This is a genomic window from Streptomyces sp. HPF1205, assembly GCF_020400825.1.
In the GTDB taxonomy this organism is placed as follows: Bacteria; Actinomycetota; Actinomycetes; order Streptomycetales; family Streptomycetaceae; genus Actinacidiphila.
This window is the reverse complement of the sequence record NZ_JAINVH010000010.1, coordinates 174,896-192,020: the sequence shown is the minus strand read 5'-3', so window position 1 is coordinate 192,020 and position 17,125 is coordinate 174,896. Positions and strand designations below refer to the sequence as shown.

Annotated in this window: 14 protein-coding genes; 5 read left to right on the top strand and 9 right to left on the bottom strand. The window is 73.8% G+C overall.

Translation table 11 applies throughout. The features are described 5' to 3' along the window. Positions 1-21: 21 nt before the first annotated feature. A complete protein-coding gene (locus K7G61_RS14320; RefSeq protein ID WP_374204126.1) occupies positions 22-1,623 on the bottom strand; it encodes an aromatic amino acid ammonia-lyase in 1,602 nt (533 codons plus the stop codon). Between the two features lie 37 nt (positions 1,624-1,660). Next, entirely contained in the window at positions 1,661-2,626 is a 966-nt protein-coding gene (locus K7G61_RS14315) for an ABC transporter substrate-binding protein (protein ID WP_225847170.1), read from the bottom strand. Between the two features lie 403 nt (positions 2,627-3,029). Between K7G61_RS14315 and K7G61_RS14310 the strand changes: the two genes are divergently transcribed. The 4 genes from K7G61_RS14310 to K7G61_RS14295 are packed head-to-tail and all read left to right on the top strand — an operon-like array spanning position 3,030 to position 7,533. Next, the gene (locus K7G61_RS14310; RefSeq protein ID WP_374204125.1) at positions 3,030-5,924 is read left to right on the top strand and encodes an ATP-binding protein; all 2,895 of its coding nucleotides are present in this window, start codon (positions 3,030-3,032) and stop codon (positions 5,922-5,924) included. Continuing rightward, a complete protein-coding gene (locus tag K7G61_RS14305) occupies positions 5,921-6,397 on the top strand; it encodes a roadblock/LC7 domain-containing protein (protein ID WP_225847169.1) in 477 nt (158 codons plus the stop codon). The genes K7G61_RS14310 and K7G61_RS14305 overlap by 4 nt, the downstream gene beginning before the upstream one ends. Before the next feature lie 39 nt (positions 6,398-6,436). Next, on the top strand, positions 6,437-6,937 hold the full coding sequence (locus K7G61_RS14300; RefSeq protein WP_225847168.1) for a DUF742 domain-containing protein: 501 nt from the start codon (positions 6,437-6,439) through the stop codon (positions 6,935-6,937). Then, positions 6,934-7,533, top strand: coding sequence for an ATP/GTP-binding protein (locus K7G61_RS14295; RefSeq protein ID WP_225847167.1), 600 nt, complete (start codon positions 6,934-6,936; stop codon positions 7,531-7,533). The genes K7G61_RS14300 and K7G61_RS14295 overlap by 4 nt, the downstream gene beginning before the upstream one ends. Before the next feature lie 93 nt (positions 7,534-7,626). On the opposite strand, the gene K7G61_RS14290 is transcribed toward K7G61_RS14295, so the two are convergent. The 3 genes from K7G61_RS14290 to K7G61_RS14280 are packed head-to-tail and all read right to left on the bottom strand — an operon-like array spanning position 7,627 to position 10,333. Further along, complete coding sequence (locus K7G61_RS14290) at positions 7,627-8,295, bottom strand: ABC transporter permease (protein WP_225847166.1); 669 nt, start codon at positions 8,293-8,295, stop codon at positions 7,627-7,629. Next, positions 8,292-9,035, bottom strand: coding sequence for an ABC transporter permease (locus tag K7G61_RS14285; protein WP_225847165.1), 744 nt, complete (start codon positions 9,033-9,035; stop codon positions 8,292-8,294). The genes K7G61_RS14290 and K7G61_RS14285 overlap by 4 nt, the downstream gene beginning before the upstream one ends. Continuing rightward, entirely contained in the window at positions 9,032-10,333 is a 1,302-nt protein-coding gene (locus K7G61_RS14280) for an ABC transporter ATP-binding protein (protein WP_225847164.1), read from the bottom strand. The genes K7G61_RS14285 and K7G61_RS14280 overlap by 4 nt, the downstream gene beginning before the upstream one ends. 137 nt (positions 10,334-10,470) lie before the next feature. Between K7G61_RS14280 and K7G61_RS14275 the strand changes: the two genes are divergently transcribed. After that, on the top strand, positions 10,471-11,235 hold the full coding sequence (locus K7G61_RS14275; RefSeq protein WP_225847163.1) for a class I SAM-dependent methyltransferase: 765 nt from the start codon (positions 10,471-10,473) through the stop codon (positions 11,233-11,235). 67 nt (positions 11,236-11,302) lie between these two features. Here the strand turns inward: K7G61_RS14275 and K7G61_RS14270 are convergent, their stop codons facing one another. The 4 genes from K7G61_RS14270 to K7G61_RS14255 all read right to left on the bottom strand — a co-directional run bounded on the left by K7G61_RS14270 (position 11,303) and on the right by K7G61_RS14255 (position 17,007). Continuing rightward, positions 11,303-12,241 (bottom strand): methyltransferase, encoded by a 939-nt coding sequence (locus K7G61_RS14270; protein ID WP_225847162.1) that lies wholly within the window; start codon positions 12,239-12,241, stop codon positions 11,303-11,305. Between the two features lie 158 nt (positions 12,242-12,399). Continuing rightward, a complete protein-coding gene (locus K7G61_RS14265; protein ID WP_225847161.1) occupies positions 12,400-14,331 on the bottom strand; it encodes a phospholipase C in 1,932 nt (643 codons plus the stop codon). A 205-nt stretch (positions 14,332-14,536) separates the two neighbouring features. Beyond that, a complete protein-coding gene (gene efeB / locus K7G61_RS14260; RefSeq protein WP_225847160.1) occupies positions 14,537-15,814 on the bottom strand; it encodes an iron uptake transporter deferrochelatase/peroxidase subunit in 1,278 nt (425 codons plus the stop codon). Beyond that, complete coding sequence (locus tag K7G61_RS14255; RefSeq protein ID WP_225847159.1) at positions 15,811-17,007, bottom strand: EfeM/EfeO family lipoprotein; 1,197 nt, start codon at positions 17,005-17,007, stop codon at positions 15,811-15,813. Before K7G61_RS14255 ends, efeB begins: the two co-directional genes overlap by 4 nt. Between the last annotated feature and the right edge of the window lie 118 nt (positions 17,008-17,125).

The window sequence follows — 17,125 nt, the reverse complement described above, 5'->3', positions numbered from 1 at the left end:
CCGGGCCCGGCCACGCCCCCGTCACAGCCGCGCCAGCGTCGGCAGCAGCCGCGCGGCCGCCTCCACGTCGGGGGTCAGCGGGCGGTCCTCGGTCGCGGCCGGCAGGCCGGCGGCCAGGACCGTGAACGCCGGGGCGTCCGGCCAGGGGCCCGGGTGGGCGCGCACCGCCCGTACGGCGGCGACCAGTTCGCAGGCCAGCACCAGGCGGTAGGCGTCCACCGCGCGCTGCGCCTGCCGCACCGCCTGGGACGCGAAGCTCGCCGCCTCCTCAAGGCCGCGGGAGAGCACCGTGTGCCCCGCCGAGGCCGGATCGGCGCTCAGCCGCAGTTCGGCCAGCGCCGAGTTGGCGCTGTACTCCAGGATCATCATCCCCGAACCGGCCGCGGAACCTCCCGCGAGGAACGGCCGCAGCCCCGTGATGTCCGGGTCGCCCAGGTGGGACAGCCGCGCCGCGGACAGCCGGCCGGTCTGCAGCAGCGCCAGGCACAACTGGTCGAGCGCCAGGCCCAGCGGAGCGGCGAAGAAGCCGCCGTGGTGGTAGACGGCCGGCCCGCCGTCCGGCCCGTCCTCACTGATCAGCGGGTTCTCCGAGGGGCAGTTGACCTCGACGGCGACGACCCGGTGCAGCGCGTCGACCGCCTCCAGCGCGGGACCGTGCGCCTGCGGGAACGCCCGGAAGCCGTAAGGATCCTGGATCCGCCGGGCCGCCGCCCGCGGCCGCTCCGGGACCCCCAGCAGCCTGCGCACCTCCGCCGCCGCGCGCACGGTCCCCGGGTACGGCCGCAGGGCGTGCACCGGGGCCGCGTACGCCTCCAGGGAGCCGGAGACCGCGGCCAGCGAGAGCGCCGCCACGACGTGCGAGGCCCGCAGCAGGACGTCGATGTCGTGGCAGACCAGGGCCGCCTGACCGAGAGTCAGGGCGTTGCTGCTCATCAGCGCCAGCCCGTCACCGGGCTCCAGCCGCACCGGCGGCGGTACTGGCCGCCCGGCCACGGCCGGTTCCCCGCCGGGCCCCTCGCGCCGCCCGCCGGCGGACACGGCGGGCCCGCCGTCGCCCGGCTCGCCCCCGTACCGCCACGGGAGTTCGCCGATCAGGGTGAGGCCGGTCTCGGCCAGCGCCGTCAGGTCGCCGGTGCCGACCGCGCCGAACTCGTGCACCGCCGGACGGACGCCCAGCCGCAGCGCGGCCACCAGAGCCTCCACGATCACCGGCTGCGCCCCGGAGCCCCCGGCGAGCAACTGGTTGGCGCGCACCGCCAGCATGGCCCGGACCTGACGGGCCGGCAGCAGGGCGCCGACACCGCCCGCGTGGCTGCGCAGCAGCCGCAGGTCCTGGTCCGCCCGGTCCTCGTCGCTGAGGAACACCATGCGGTTGGCGCCGACGCCGGTGTCCCGCCCGTACATCCGGCCGCCCGCGGCCAGCCGCCTCGCCGTGTGCCACGAGCGCTCGGCGCGGGCCAGCGCCGCGGGCGGCACCTCGGGCACCGCCGACCGGTCCGCGAGGCGGGCCACCGCCGCGGCGTCCAGACCCGACCCGTCAAGGACCACGGCCGCCTCCCGCGCGCGGGAGACGGCCGTCGTGCGGTGCGGGCGGCGCGAGGGGGCGCCGGGAGCGGCGGTCACGTCCTCGGGCCTCCCAGTGTCCGGGCGGCGCGCCGGCTCAGACCAGGCCGGCCGAGGACAGCCACGCCTTGGCGACGGCGAGCGGGTCCTTGCTCTCGGTCTGCACCTGCGTGTCGAGATCGAGCAGCGTCTTGGTGTCGAGCTTGGCCGACACCGCGTTGAGGGCGGCGACACCGGCCTGCGGCAGCGCCGACTTGTAGACCAGCGGCAGGACGTTCTCGAAGCCGAAGAGGTTCTTCGGGTCCTGCAGGACGACGAACTTCTCCTTGGAGATGGTCGTGTCCGTGGTGAAGATGTCGGCCGCCTGGACGTTGCCGTTCTTCAGCGCCTGCTCGGTCAGCGCACCACCGGCGTCGAGCGCCTTGAACGACTTCGGTGTCAGGCCGTAGACCGACTTCAGGCCCACCAGGCCCTGCTGGCGGGTCTGGAACTCCGGTGAGCCGCCGATCGTGATCTCCGAGCCGTGCTTGGCGAGGTCCGCGATGGTGGAGGCCGACGTGAGGCCGTACTTCTTCGCGGTGTCAGCGTTGACCGTCAGCGAGTCCTTGTCCTGCGCGGCCGACGGCTGCAGCACCGTCAGCTTGGGGTCGAGCTTCTGGGTTATGGCGCTGTCCGTCGCCTCCATGGTGGTCGGCGCGGCCTTCGGGTCCAGGTAGGCCAGCAGGGCGCCGTTGTACTCGGGCAGCACGGTCACCGCGCCGTTCTTCAGCAGGCCGTAGGTGGTCTCCCGGGTGCCGATGTTGGGCTTGTAGGTGACCTTGATGCCCTTGGCCTTGAGCGCCTCGCCGTAGATGTCGGCGAGCAGGGTGCTCTCGGCGAAGTTGTTGGAGCCGACGACCACGGTGCTGCCGCTCGGCTTGGAACCTGCCAGCGGGTCCTTGGTCTTGTCCGATGAGGACGAGCCGCAGCCCGCCAGCAGCGGCGCCGTCACCGCGGCGACGACGGCCACCGCGGACAGGCGAAGGAACGTCGGGCTGGACCAGTTCTTCCGTTGAGAAGTCACGGTTACCGCTTCCGGGCTCGCAGGGTTGTCGATGTGGTGATCGAACCATTTCACAGCGTGCTTCGATTCGAGATCCAATCCAGCCGGTTCGGATCGAGTCAATAGCGTCCCGGTCACTGATTGGCATCGATGCCCACCGGACAGCTATCCGCCCTGGTGGCCGACGATGCGCGGCCCCGGCGTGGCTTTTGACACGGATGTTTGGCCGGGGGGTCGTTACTGGTCACCGGAAGGCGGTAGTCTCCGAGCAGTTGGCCCGGTGATCGACAAAGCGCGGTGTTCTGGCGTCCCGTCCTTGTCCCCACTCGGCGCCGCGGCCCAACGACCCTCCACGGCCGGTGGCCGTTCCCCGCGGCCGAGCGGGAGGGTGGGTGAGCCGAGGGGAAGCGACGCGGGAGGACTGGTGTCCGTGGAGGAGGTGGACGGGCCGGCGCGGCCGGTCCGGGTGCCGCAAGGGCCGCAGGCCCGGCGCAGCTTCGCCGACCGGTGGCCGTTCCGCCGCAAGCTCACCGTGCTCGTCGGCGTCCCGCTGGTCGTGGTCGGCCTGCTGCTCGCCTATGTCATCACCGGCCTGGTCGGCCAGGCCAGGCACGCCGCCTCCGCGGCCCGCCTGGTCCGCGACAGCCGCCAGGTCGCCGAACTCGTCGACTGCGTGCAGACCGAGCACCAGCAGGCGCTCCTGCTGTCCGTACGGTACGAGGCCGCCACCTCCGGCCGCCGCCCCTCGCTGAGCGACTACCGGGACGCGCGCGCCGCGGTCGACGCCCAGGTGCAGATGGTGCGGCTGACCTTCGGCTCCCGGCTGCCCGCGGCCGAGGCTCAGGTGCTGGACGGGATCAACGGCTGGGGGAGCCTGCGCTCCACGGTCGAGCAGAGCTACCTGCCCGCCGACAACATCGACCCCGCGTACCTGTCCGCGATCGACGGCCTCATCGACGGCCTCGGCCTGGACCGGAACCTCGCCGACACCCGCACGGGCAGCCTGCTGGACTCCCTGCTGCGGGCGGAGGCGGCACACAGCTCCTTCGAGACGGCCGTGTTCTCCGCCCAGACCGGCGACACCAACGCGCTGATCGAGTTCGTCAACGCCGTCGGGGACGAACGCCGTTACGCCGACCAGGCCGCGCGTTTCGGCCGGTTCGCCACGGACCGGCAGCGCGGCGAACTGGCCGGGATCGAGCAGAACCCGACGTGGAACACCATCGACCTGCAGTACGCGGCGCTGCAGGTCGACCCCAGCTCCCTGGAGGCCACCGGGGCCCGGCAGGTGCGCGCGGCGTTCACCAGGGCACTGCGCTCGTACCCCCAGTACCGCGCCGAGGCCCAGAACCGGCTGAGCATCACCAACTCGCTGATCGACCAGATCGCCTCCCGCGCCGACGCCGCCTCCAACCGCGCATGGTGGCGGGCCGCGCTGCTGCTGGGCGCGGCCCTGGTGGCCTTCATCGGGTGGCTGGCCCTGTCGGTCGCCGTCCGCCGCTCGGTGATCCGGCCCGTGCAGGCGCTCACCGGCGCCGCCGTCCAGGTCGCCGAGACAGCGGGGCAGGAACTGGCGCGCGTCGCCGACGACGACGCGGACGACGCCGGCGCGCCCCGGCTGCCCGAGGTCCCGGTCCTGGCCCACGACGAGATCGGCGACCTCGCCGAGGCGTTCAACCGGGTCCAGGGCACCGCCACCGCCCTGCTGGAGCGCCAGGTGCTCAGCCGCCGCAACGTCGCCGAGATGTTCGGCAACGTCGGCCGCCGCATCAGCAACCTGACGGCTCGTCAGCTCTCGCTGATCGACGCCGTCGAGCGCGGCGAGACGGATCCGGAACTGCTCGACCGGCTCTACCGCATCGACCACCTCGCCTCACGCCTGCAGCGCAACGCCGACAGCCTGATGCTGCTGGCCGGCATCCGTGAGCCCGGACTCGACGCGGGGCCGACACTGCTGACCAACGTGGTGCGCGCCGCGCTCGGCCGGATCGAGGGGTACCAGCGGGTGTCCCTGCGTGCCGACAGCGACGTGACCGTCGCGCCCGACATCATCGCCGACCTGACCCTGATGCTCGCCGAGCTCGTGGAGAACGCCGTGTCGTTCTCCCCGGCCGGCAGCCCGGTCGAGGTCGTCGTGCGCAACGGGCCGGACGGCGCGCTGATCGCGATCAGCGACCACGGGCTGGGCATGGACCCCGAACGCCTCGCCGAGGAGAACGCCCGGCTGATACGCCGTGAACGCCTCGACCTGGTGCCGACCAAGGTGCTCGGCCTGTTCGTCGTCGGCAGCCTGGCCCGCCGCTGGGGCATGCGCGTCACGCTCAGCAGGACCCCGGGCGGCGGCCTCACCAGCCAGGTGGCTCTGCCCTCGACGCTGCTCCTGCTGATGAGCCACTTCGCCGACGGCCCGGCGTACGACACGACGGGCCCGGGCGCGCGCAACGTCGACGCCCGTGAGGCGCTGCTCGCCGCGGCCGAGGAACTGCCCGAGTGGGGGCCGCCGGGACGCGAGCCCGCCTGGGGCCTGCCGGAGGGCGCGACCGTACCCGACCTGCCCGAGCTTCCGCACGCGAGCGCGTCCGGCGACCGGCCCGGCGGCGGACCCGGCGGCGGACCCGGCAACAGTGCCGGCGCCGGCCCGGAGGCCGTCCCCGTGCCGCCGTTGCCGCGCCGCCGCGCCGCCCGGAACACGGCGGGCGAGGGCGCGGCGGGCGAGGACGCGGCGGGCGAGGACACAACGCGGGCAGCGACCCCGAGTCCGCCGCCGCAGGCGCGGCCGGGCGACCCGGGCGGGGACGCAGGCAGCAATCCCGTGCGGGAGCCCGCCGACGACGCGGACGCCCCGGCCGGGGACGGTCCCGGCACCACGGCCGGGGACGGCGCGGGCTCCGGCGCCCCGCCGCTGCCCCGGCGGGTCCCGCGGCAGGGCGGGGAGCGGACCGCGGACCCCGCGGCGGCGCCGGAATCCGGCCCGGAATCCGGCCCGGCGGCCGAACCGGCACCGACCGCTGACCCCGCGGCCTCCGCACCGGTAACCTCCCGTACGGCGGCGCCGCCCTCGGGCGCCCGACCGGACAGGGGGCAGGCACGGCCGCTGCGCCGGCGGGTACGGGGGGCGACGCTCCGGGCGACGCTGGGGGACGGGGACCGGCCCACGACGCGGCCGGAACCCAGGATCGCCGACGCCGAGGCGGTCAGGAACGAACTGGAGGAGTTCGAGGCGGCGGTGGAGCGCGCACATCGCGACAGCGCCGCCACCGCGGACGAACCCGGCACCACCGAGCACCGAGCAGGGCTTCCGGAAGGAGCGCAGCAGTGACAACGCCGACAGGGGACTCCCAGGCAGACCAGGTCGCGCCCGGCGACCTGCGGGCCGCCGCAGCCGACTTCACCTGGCTGCTGAGCCGGTTCGCCACCGAGACGGCCGGCGTGGTCGACGCCATCGCCGTGTCCTCGGACGGACTGCTCATCGCCGTGTCCCAGTTGCGCGACAGCTCCGATTCCGAACGGCTGGCCGCCATAGTGTCCGGCATGACCAGCCTTGCGGCAGGCGTCGCGGGCAACTACGGTCTGGGCGGCCTCAACAAGGTCATCATCGACCTGGAGGAGGGTCACGTCCTGATCTCGGCGATCGGCAGCGGCGCCGTCCTGGGCGTGGTGACCTCCAAGGAGGCCAAGCTGGGCAACATCGCGTACGAGATGACGCTGTTCGCCAACCGTGCCGGGGCGGCGCTCAGCCCGCAACTCGTGCTCGAACTGAAGAACAGCGTCGGTTCCGCGCCGGCCGGGTGACGGCTGCGGCCCGACGGAACCGGGGAAGAAGGAGCGCCAATGACGGCCGGTGACCCGCCATCCGGCGAGGACGCCATGCCGGGCGCGCCCGCCGCACCCGCCGGGCGTGCCTTCGGGCCGCCGCCCGACGGGAACGCCGGCAGCGCTCCCGGACCTCCCGCGGAGCAGGCCGGCCGCGCCCCGGCCGTGCGGCCCTTCCTGGTCACGGCGGGACGCGTGGCGGGCACCGGGTCGGGCCCGCCCATGCCGCTGGAGACGCAGGTGGTGGCCACCGCGCAAGCCCTGGAGGAACTCGACCGGCTCACCTTCGAGCGGCACGACATCGTCGCCCTGTGCCGGCGCCCCCAGTCACTGGCCGAGGTCGCCGCCCGGCTGCGGCTGCACCTGAACGTGGTCCGCGTCCTGGCCCAGGACCTGGAGGCCGGCGGGCACCTGACGATCTACGTCCCCAGGCCGGAGGCCGCTCACGACCTGTCCGTCCTGCGCCGGGTCATCGACGGCCTGCGCGCCATACCCGACTCCCGGGAGACGACCCCGTGACACCGACGAATGCCACGGCCGGCGGCCGCGCGCAGCAGACCGCCGACCGGCCGCCGCTGCCGGTCAAGCTGGTCATCGCGGGAGGCTTCGGAGTGGGCAAGACCACGACCGTCGGCTCCATCTCCGAGATCACCCCGCTGACCACCGAGGCGTCCATCACCGAAGTGGCCGCGGGCGTGGACGACCTGGCCCGCACCCCGGGCAAGACGACCACCACCGTCGCCATGGACTTCGGCTGCGTCACCATCGACCCCACGCTCAAGCTCTACCTGTTCGGCACCCCGGGACAGGAGCGCTTCGCGTTCATGTGGGACGACGTGGTCGAGGGGGCGCTGGGCGGACTGGTCATCGTCGACACCCGGCGGCTGGACGACTGCTACGCCGCCGTCGACTACTTCGAGCACAGGCGGCTGCCCTTCGTGGTCGCCGTCAACGCTTTCGACGGGCGCGTCGAACACGACCTGGACGAGGTGCGCTGGGCCCTCGACGTCGCCGACCAGGTACCGCTGATCGTCTTCGACGCCCGCGAACGGGGATCCGTGCGCGACGCGCTGCTCGCCGTCCTGGAACTCGCCCTGCGGCGCGCCCAGTCCTGACCGCCGGCGGGCGCACCGCCTGGCCGCCGACGACGCCGGGCCCGGCCGCGCGGCCGGGCCCGGCGTCGTCGGTTCCGCGGTCGGGGCCCGGATTCAGCGTCCGCGACGAACGCCCGGGGAGACCGCCACCCGCTCCACCACCCAGAACAGGCCGATCATCGCCAGCGCGAGTCCCGCGATCAGCGTCGCGCCGCCGACGACGGTCTCGTAGTTGCGCTGGTAGAGCCCGTCGATGACGTAGCGGCCGAGGCCGCCGAGGCTGACGTACGCGGCGATGGCGGCCGTCGAGACCACCTGGATCGCCGCCGACCGCAGGCCGCTGAGGATCAGCGGCAGCGCGACCGGGAGTTCGACCTGGAAGAGCACCGCGGCCGGGCCCATGCCCATGCCGCGGGCCGCGTCCACCGGCCCCGGGTCGACCGTGCGCACCGCCTCGTACGTCGTCACCAGGATCGGCGGGACGGCGAGCGCCACCAGCGGGATCATCACCGGGACCAGCCCGATGCCCAGCCAGAAGAACATCAGCACCAGAAGGCCGAAGCTGGGCAGCGCGCGGGCGGCGGTGGCGATCAGCGCGAGGACGTTGCCGCCCCGCCCGGTGTGACCGGTGACGAGCCCGGCGGGCAGCGCGATGGCGGCGGCGATGCCCAGCGCCGTGAAGGAGTACTGCAGGTGCTCCAGCACCCGGTGCGGAATGCCGTCGTAGCCGTGCCAGTGGGCGCCGTCGCTGAAGAAGGCGTTGATGAAGTGGAAGATGCTCACCTGGCCCCCTCCCGTACCGCCGGTTCGCCCGCGGCCTGCTCGGGGGCGGGTCCTGTCGCGGCCGTCGGGGACGGGCGCCGGCCCGGACCGCCGCCGCGCGGCATCCACGGCGTCAGCAGCATCCGCAGCCCGATCAGCAGCCCGTCCAAGGCGATGGCCAGGATCGCGGTGGTGACCACGGAGGTCACCGCCAGGTTGGAGCGGTGGTAGACGCGGGCGTCGCTGAGCAGGTTGCCCAGGGCGCCCTCGTTGCCGATGATCGAGCCGATGCTGACCAGGCTGATGCTGGAGACCGTGGCCACCCGCAGTCCGGCGAAGATCGCCGGCACCGCGATGGGCAGCTCCACCTGGAAGTAGCGCTGGAAGGAGTTGAACCCCATCGCCTCGGCCGCCGCCAGCGTCTCCTGCGGCACCGAGCGGACGCCGTCGACGATCGCCGGGACCAGCACCACCAGGCTGTAGACGGTGAGCGGGATCATCACCGTGGTCTCCGTGGCCCCGGTGTAGTCGATGAGGAAGACGAAGAAGGCGATCGACGGGATCGCGTACAGGATCGTGGTCACCCACAGCACCGGCGGATAGAGCCAGCGGAAGCGCACGCACAACTGGGCGATGGGCAGCGACAGCGCCAGCCCGCCCGCGACCGGTATCAGCGCCTCCCGCAGGTGCTCGCCGACCAGGCCGAGATAGGTGTGCTGCAGGTCGGAGGGGATGTCGAAGAACCCCGCGCCGCCGCTCACCGGGCCGCCCTCGCCGCGCCGCCCGCGCTGTCGCGCTTCTTGCCGCCGGCGCCGTCCGTGGGCTCGGCACCCGCGCGCTCGCCTTCCGCGCGCTCGCCGTCCACGCTTCGGCCGCTCCCGCCGTCGCCGGGTGCCGCGCCGTCCGAGGAGCCGTCCGCCGCGCCCCGCGCCGACTTCGCGCGCTCGGCCTCCTGGTGCCGCGCGTGGGCGCCGCGGATCGCGGTGGCGATGGCCTCCTGCGAGGCGACGCCCACCACCCGGCCCGTGTCGTCCACGGCGACGGCCCAGCCGGTGGGGGAGAGCACCGCGCAGTCCAGGGCGTCGCGCAGGGAGTCGCGGCCGGACTCGAACGGCCTGCCGTGCGGCAGCAGCGCCTGTACGTCGAGGCCGTGGTGCGCCGCCTCCTCGGCGGGCGCCCAGCCGAGCGGCCGGCCGTCGCCGTCGGTGACCAGCAGGTACGCCGGGCCCGCCGCCGCGCACTCGGCGAGGCGCCGGGCGTCGGCGTCGGCCGGGACGACCGGAGCGGTGGTCAGCTCCAGACCGGCGGAGCCGAAGAACGACAGCCGCCGCAGACCCCGCCCCGAGCCCAGGAAGTCCTCCACGAACTCGTCGGCGGGCGCCGACAGCAACTCGTCCGGCGGCGCGAACTGGGCCAGTTTCCCGCCGGTGCGCATCACCGCGACCATGTCGCCGAGCCGGATCGCCTCGTCGATGTCGTGCGTGACGAAGACGATGGTCTTGCCCAACTCCTCCTGGATGCGCAGCAGTTCGGCCTGCAGGCCGCCCCGGACGATCGGGTCGACGGCGGAGAACGGCTCGTCCATCAGCAGCACGGGCGGGTCGGCCGCCAGCGCCCTGGCCACGCCCACCCGCTGCTGCTGGCCACCGGAGAGCTGGTACGGGTAGCGCTTGGCCAGCGAGGCGTCAAGACCGACCCGCTCCATGAGCTCCATCGCCCGCGCCCTGGCCCGGCCGCGGTCCCAGCCGAGCATCCGCGGCACGGTGGCGATGTTGTCCACGATGGTGCGGTGCTGGAACAGCCCCGCGTTCTGGATCACGTAACCCATCGACCGGCGCAGCGCGTTCACCGGCTGCTCGGTGATGTCCGCCCCGTCGAGAAGGATCCTGCCCTCGCTGGGGTCCACCATCCGGTTGATCATGCGCAGCGTCGTGGTCTTCCCGCAGCCGGAAGGCCCGACCAGTACGGTGACCGACCCGTCGGGTATCTCCAGGGACAGCCGGTCGACAGCCACCGTCCCGTCGGGATACCGCTTGGTAACCGACTCTATTCGTATCAAGGTCCGGACCCCTTACGGACTTGGCATGTTGAGGGGAGAGTTTAGACCGTGAAAGTCGCGCCCTGTTGCCGCCGGGGCGCCCGGGGCGCGGCGAAATCCCGTGGCGGCGCCCGTGACGGGCGGGCCAGGATGGCCGCATGGGACGGTCGTTCGAGGAACTGGTGGCGGAAGCCGACGCGGCGCCGACGGCGGGCTGGGACTTCTCCTGGCTGGACGGGCGGGCCACCGAGCAACGGCCCTCATGGGGCTACCAGAAGGCCATGGGGGAGCGGCTCGGGCGGGTCCGGGCCGCGCTGGACATCCAGACGGGCGGAGGGGAAGTGCTCGCCGGAGTGCCGCGCCTGCCGCCGGTGATGGCCGCCACCGAGTCCTGGCCGCCCAACCTGGCCAAGGCCACCGCCCTGCTGCACCCGCGCGGCGCCGTCGTGGTCGCCGACACCGACGAGCCGCCGCTGCCCTTCGCCGACGCCGCCTTCGACCTCGTCACCAGCCGCCACCCGGTCACCGTGTGGTGGGACGAGATCGCCCGCGTACTGCGGCAGGGCGGCACCTACTTCGCCCAGCACGTCGGCCCGGCCAGCGCCCTCGAACTCGTGGAGTTCTTCCTCGGCCCGCAGCCCGGCGCCCACCGCGGCGCCCGCCATCCCGACCGGGCGCGCGCCGGTGCCACCACGGCGGGCCTGGAGGTGGTGGACCTGCGCACCGAGTCGCTGCGCATGGAGTTCTTCGACATCGGCGCCGTGGTGTACTTCCTGCGCAAGGTCATCTGGATGGTTCCGGGCTTCACCGTCGCCGCCCACGAGGACCGGCTGCGGGACATGCACGAGCTCATCGAGTCCGAGGGGTGCTTCCTGACGCACGCGACCCGCTGCCTGATCGAGGCGCGCAAGCCGGAAGCCTGAGCCGCCCGGGAACCGTCACGGGCCGCGGCGCCCGGCCGCGTAGCCACGGCCCGGGGCCCGTGAGCGTTCACCGCGCGGAACGCACCGCCGTGTGGACCGTCGTCGCCGTCAGGAAGAACAGGTCGGGCCGCCGCCTGACCCCGTGCGGCGAGCCGTCGTCCAGCAAGGCGTCCAGGACCGGCACGTCGTCCTCGTCGAGTTCGGTACCCAGCACCTCGCGGACCCGGCTCAGGTGCGCGTGCAGGTAGTCGCGTACGGTGCCGTCCACCGGCGCCTGCAGGTCGGTCAGGAACGTCCGGGAGCCCGCCGGGGTCAGTCCCGCCCGCCGCAGCATCGCCGGCCAGTCCTCCACCACGGCGACCGCGCCCGGCAGTTCGGACCGCATCACGGTGAACCACTCGCCGTTGACCGCGTCGATCCGTGCCTCCAGCCCCGGGCGGCCGAGCCCGAAGTCGCGCGGCAGGAAGCGCATCGGCAGTCCCCCCTCCGCGACCGCCAGCAGCCCGCCGTCCCGCAGCGAGCCGGCCAGCCGGTTCAGCGCGTCCTGCTGGTCGCCGAGGTGGTGCACGGCCCGGCTCGACCAGATCAGGTCGGCGCCGCCGAGGGCGCCGAAGTCCTCGGGCAGGTCGACCCGCAGGGTACGGAAGCGCTCCGCCTCCACGCCGGCTCCGGCCGCGCGCAGCGCCGCCCGCTCCAGCAGGGGTTCCGAGCCGTCCACGGCGACGACCTCGGCCCCTGGGAAGGCCCCGGCGAACACGCACGCGGCCACGCCGGGCCCGCTGCCCACGTCGAGCACCCGCCGCACCCGCGTGCCGCGTTCCGCCAGCAGGTCGCCCAGCCACTGCGCCGTCTCGGTCAGCGACGCCAGGGTGATCTCGCCGGCCCGCTCCAGGTGGTCGGCCATCGCCGCCCAGTCGAGTTCCTGGTCGCCGCCGGGGTGGGAGTGGGGGTGGGAGTGCGCGGGGGAGTGGGCGTGGCCGCCGTGCCCCTCTCGTCCGTTCGTCATGGGAGCGACCATGCGCGACACCGTGTACGCGCGCAAGTTCCTTTGCCGATACGGCAAGGAGCGTCCTTCGTACGGCGGCTCGGCCGATCGCGGGCCACGAAGCGGCGAGGGCCGCCCCGGCGTCTGCCGGGGCGGCCCCCATCCGTGCGACCGGTGCGTCAGACGGCGCTCACCGAGCCGTGGCGGTGCTTGCGGGCGTAGTACACCGCGCCGCCGCCGGCCACCAGCACGGCCCCGCCGATGCCCAGCGGGAGGGCCGGCCAGGAGCCGCCGGTCTCGGCGAGCTGCGTGGACGGGTTGTTGGCGGACGTACCCGAGGTCGAGGAGGTGCCGGCCGAGGAACCGGCCGTCGCCGAACCGGTGGCCCCGTCGTCCCGGCCGCCGCCGGATCCGCCGTGCGCGCTGATCGGCCGGACCGACTTCACCGAGCCGTCACTGTTCAGCAGCACCTGCTTGTCGTTGGGGTGCCGGAAGTCGAACGCGCCGTCCAGGGAGCCGGCAGTGGCGTCGAAGGAGGCGTCACCGATCCGGCCGGTGCGCCAGTTGTCCTCGATGAAGCGGGTGATCGACGCCGCCTCGGTGCGGGTGTGGTCGACCGAGTTCACCTTGCTGTACGGGGAGATCACCAGCAGCGGCTGCCGGGTGCCCGGGCCGCAGCGGTCCGCGTAGCCGCCCGCGGCGGCCGGACCGGCCTGGCAGGCCGGGCTGTCGTACGCCTTGCCGTTGGAGGCGAGCTTGGTGTCCTTCGAGCCGTTGGAAGGCGTGGCGAAGGCGTGGTCGTACCAGCCGTCGGAGTCGTCGTACGCGATCACGACCGCGGTGTCCTTCCACTGCGGCGAGGACTGGATCGCGTTGATCTCGTCGACCAGGAAGTGCTGTTCGTCGGTCGGGTCGGAGTAGGCGGCGTGGCCGTCCTGGTACTCCGCGGCCTTCAGGAAGCTGACGGCCGGCAGGTTGCCGCCCTTGAGCGCGGTGTCGAAGTCGCTCAGGTCGTAGTTGTGGTTCGCCTGGCCGTCGTGGCCGATCTCGGCCGCGTTCCGCGGCGGGAGGTGGTGCGGGTTGGAGGTGGACTTGTAGTACTGGAACGGCGAGTGGTGCGGGCTGTAGTCCTCCACCGCCACGCCGCCGACGTTGGTGTGCGTGTCGCCGGCGCAGGTGGCGTAGTCGCCGGCCTTGCCGTCCCAGGCCGTGGCCGGCCGGAAACCGCCCTGGAACCAGCCCCAGGTCACACCGCGCTGGTTGAGCATGTCGCCGATGTTCCTGCCCTGCATGACCGCCAGCGCGTTGCTGCTGGTGTGGTCCTTGTCCGAGCAGTCGTCGTAGGCCGGGTCGGGGTCGTTGATGACCGTGCCGACGCCCTTCGCGTCCGGCGACTGGACGGTGTACGCGTCCGGCGTCGCGGTCTGCTTCGGGTTCTCGCTGCCGCTCTTGGGGTCGACCGAGATCACCCCGTGCGTCTGGCCGGAGACGAGGTTCAGCGCGCCCGGCGTGGAGGGCCCGTAGGTGCTGCTCCAGGAGTTGTCGCTCAAGGAGTAGTGCTGGGCGTAGTTCCACAGGCCGGTGACGGTGTTGCCGTCGTAGTAGTCCATCACCAGGCCGGGCTCGCCGAACAGCGGGGCGGAGCACGTGCTGCTCTCGGTGTTCTGCACGTACGCGTCGGCCTTGCCGCCGTCCGCCGCGTACTGCTCGGGGCCGTAGCCGTGGTTCTGGTCGCAGGTCATCGCCTTGCCGGGACCCAGCCGCTTTGGCGCGTACTGGTTCGGGTTCTTGCTCAGCAGACCCGCGCGGGCGAGGGTGTCGATGTCCTTCGGGGTGTGCCTGGCGGCGGTGAACCTGGTGCCGTCGGTGTTGGCCGCCACCGGGTAGGTGCCGAAGTAGTGGTCGAACGAGACGTTCTCGTCGAAGATGACCACCAGGTGCTTGACGGGGGTCGCGGTGCCGCCGCCGTGGTGCGCCGGGTCCGCGTACGCGGCCGGCGCGGTGCCGCCCATCAGCACGAGGGCCGCGGCTCCGGCGAACGCCCCCCAGCGCGCGGGGCGCCTGAGCGCTCCCGACTCTCCATTCCTGCCCGAACCGCTTGTGGTGCTCATGTGCTCCCAGCCTCCGCTAAGTGGCGCTTCGCGTGTGCCGCTGACTCAATTCGCGCACGATGTCGAACGAGATCGTCCCGGACGTACCACGACATGCCAACAGACCGTCGATGGCGCTCAGGTGAACAGCGAGTCAGGAAATCCGAGGGAACTCTTTACTCCCCCTTGGTGATCGGGCGCGGTTTCCGGCCACCGACCGCCCTTCTCAGGCCAGCAGTGCCCGTCCCAGCCAGTCCGAGCGGTCGCGTACCCCGGGCAGCGCGAAGAAGTACCCGCCGCCGAACGGCGTCACGTAGTCCACCAGCGGCTCGCCCGCAAGCCGCTTCTGGACCGTCTCGAACTGCCGGACCAGGTCCCGCTGGTAGCAGACGAAGATCAGGCCCATGTCGAGATCGCCGTTGCTGTCCATGCCGCGGTCGTAGTTGTACCCGCGCCGCAGCAGCCGGGAGTCCGCGGTCCGCGCGGTACGCGGATTGGCCAGGCGTATGTGGCTGTCCAGCGGTATCACGTCGCCGGTCGGGTCCTGGGCGTACGCCGGCGTGTCGAACTCCCCGTCGCCGTCCAGCGGCGCGCCCGTCGCCTTGCTCCGGCCGAAGATCCGCTCCTGCTCGGTGACCGACACCCGGTCCCAGAACTCGACCAGCATCCGGATCACCCGCACCACCTGGTACGAGCCGCCGGCCGCCCACGGCGGCTCGCCGTCACCGGCCGTCCACAGCAGGCGGTCCGCGACCGCCGGGTCGGTGACGTCCGGGTTGGCCGTACCGTCCTTGAAGCCCAGGTGGTTGCGCGGTGTGCCGCTGGGCCTCGGGGGACTGGTGAACCCGTCGATCCGCCACCGCACCTGCATGCCGCCGCGGGTGTGGCGGGCGATGTCCCGCAGCGCGTGCAGCACCGCGTCCGGGTGCGCCGCGCCGATCTGCAGGCTCAGGTCGCCGTGGCACCAGGCCGGGTCGAGGTCGTCGTCGGGGAACGCCGGCATCCGCTTCAGCCGGGCCGGGCGGCGCCCCGCCAGCCCGAACCGGTCGTCGAACAGCGACGCCCCCACCCCGACGGTGACCGTCAGTCCGTCGCCGGGCACCCGCGGGCCCAGCGTGCCGCTGTCCGACGGCGGGCCGGTGATCCCCAGCGGCGCCGGCGTGCCGCCCGCGGTCAGGAAACGGGCGCGCTCGGTCACCGCACGCAGCAGTTCGGTCAGTTCGCGGCGGTCGGCGGCCGTCACGTCGTAGGACAGGAAGACGGTGGAGCGCTGGACGGGTTCGGCGATGCCCGCCTGGTGCACGCCGTGGAAAGGGGCGGGGCCGCCTCCCGCGCCCGCGCCCGTGTCCGCGCCCGGGCTCGCCGTGGCGCTCGCGTCCGCGGTCAGGGCCGCGGCGGCGGCGCCCGCCCCCGCGACCGCCCCGACCGTTCCCACACCGAGCGCCGCGCCGCGCAGGAAGCCGCGCCGCCGCAGGGCCCCGGCGGCCTCGGGCGTGTCGGTCATGCCGTCCTCCGTACGTCGAAGATCGTCGCCACCGGGGCGAGTCGTTCCAGCAGGTCGCCCACGTCGGCGTTGATCCGCTGCCGCTGGTCGTGGGAGAGCGCGCCGAGCGGGGTCCACGAGCCGCCGCGGTGCCGATCGTCCAGGTCCCGCTGGGTGCGGTCCAAGGCCGCCTCCAGCTGCGGCAGTTGCGGGTCGCGGGGGACCAGCAGCGCGTGCAGCTCGGCGAGCACCTCGCGCGTGCCGTCCAGATTGGCCCGCGCGGTGGCGAGGCTGGTGCCGCTGCCGTAGTCGGTACGGCCGGTCAGCTCGAACTGCTGCGTGTTCTCCAGGATCTCGTGCGCCCGCAGCCCCAGGTCGGCCGGGTCCATCCGGGCCTGCGCCCAACTGGCGCGCAGCGCCTTGGTGTCGCTCACCAGCCGTGCCGCCGCGCCCCGCAGCGACGCCGCCGACGCGCCGCGCCACAGCCCGTACTCGATCCGGTGGAAGCCGGTGAAGCCCGGGTCGTCCACGGCGCCGCCGGCGCGGGCCGCCGTGCCGTTGATCCTGCCGTCCGCGTCGCCGAACGTGCCGTAGGCGGCGCCCATCCGCTCGTACACCAGGTGGGCCGCCAACCAGTCGCGCCGCGCGGCGGCCAGGTCCCCGCCGGTGATGTCCGCGTCGAGCTTGACCGCTCCGGCGACCAGGTCGTTCATCCGCGCGCCGATCCACTTCTGGTACGCGAGCGCGGGCGGGATCAGGTCGTGCCCGCTGACCGGCAGCGCGGCGGGCCCCCGCGGGGCGTGCCCCGGCACGACCACCGACGGGCCGGTGACCGCGTCCGCGTCCTCCGCCAGGCACTTGAAGGCGTACGTGCCGCTGCCCAGGTCCACCACCATCGGCCGGGTCGTGCCCGGCGCGAGCCCGTCGACCTCGCCGTAGACCTGCCCGGTGCGCGGATCGGTCAGGTACACCTCCGCGGCGGCCGCGCCCGTGTTGCGCAGGTCGAAGGCCTGCGTTCCGGTGTGCGGGCGCACCCAGCCGTGCCCGCAGCCGCCCGGCGAGACCAGGACGGTGGTGTGCCGCAGGCCGTCCGCCGCGGGGGCGGCGGCCTGCTTGGCGTCGTCCCGGCCGCCACCTCCGCCACTGCCGCCGTAGGCCAGCACTCCGGCGGTCACCGCGGCCGCGGCCGCCACCGCGGCGACGGCCTGCCACATGCGCCCGCGGCGGCGCGAGGAAGAGGAAGAGGAAGAGGACGGCGGCCGGCCGGTCCTGACCGGTCCGGACCCGGTGGCGTCCGTGCCCCGGGGGCCCGCGGGCTCCGGGGAGCCGTCC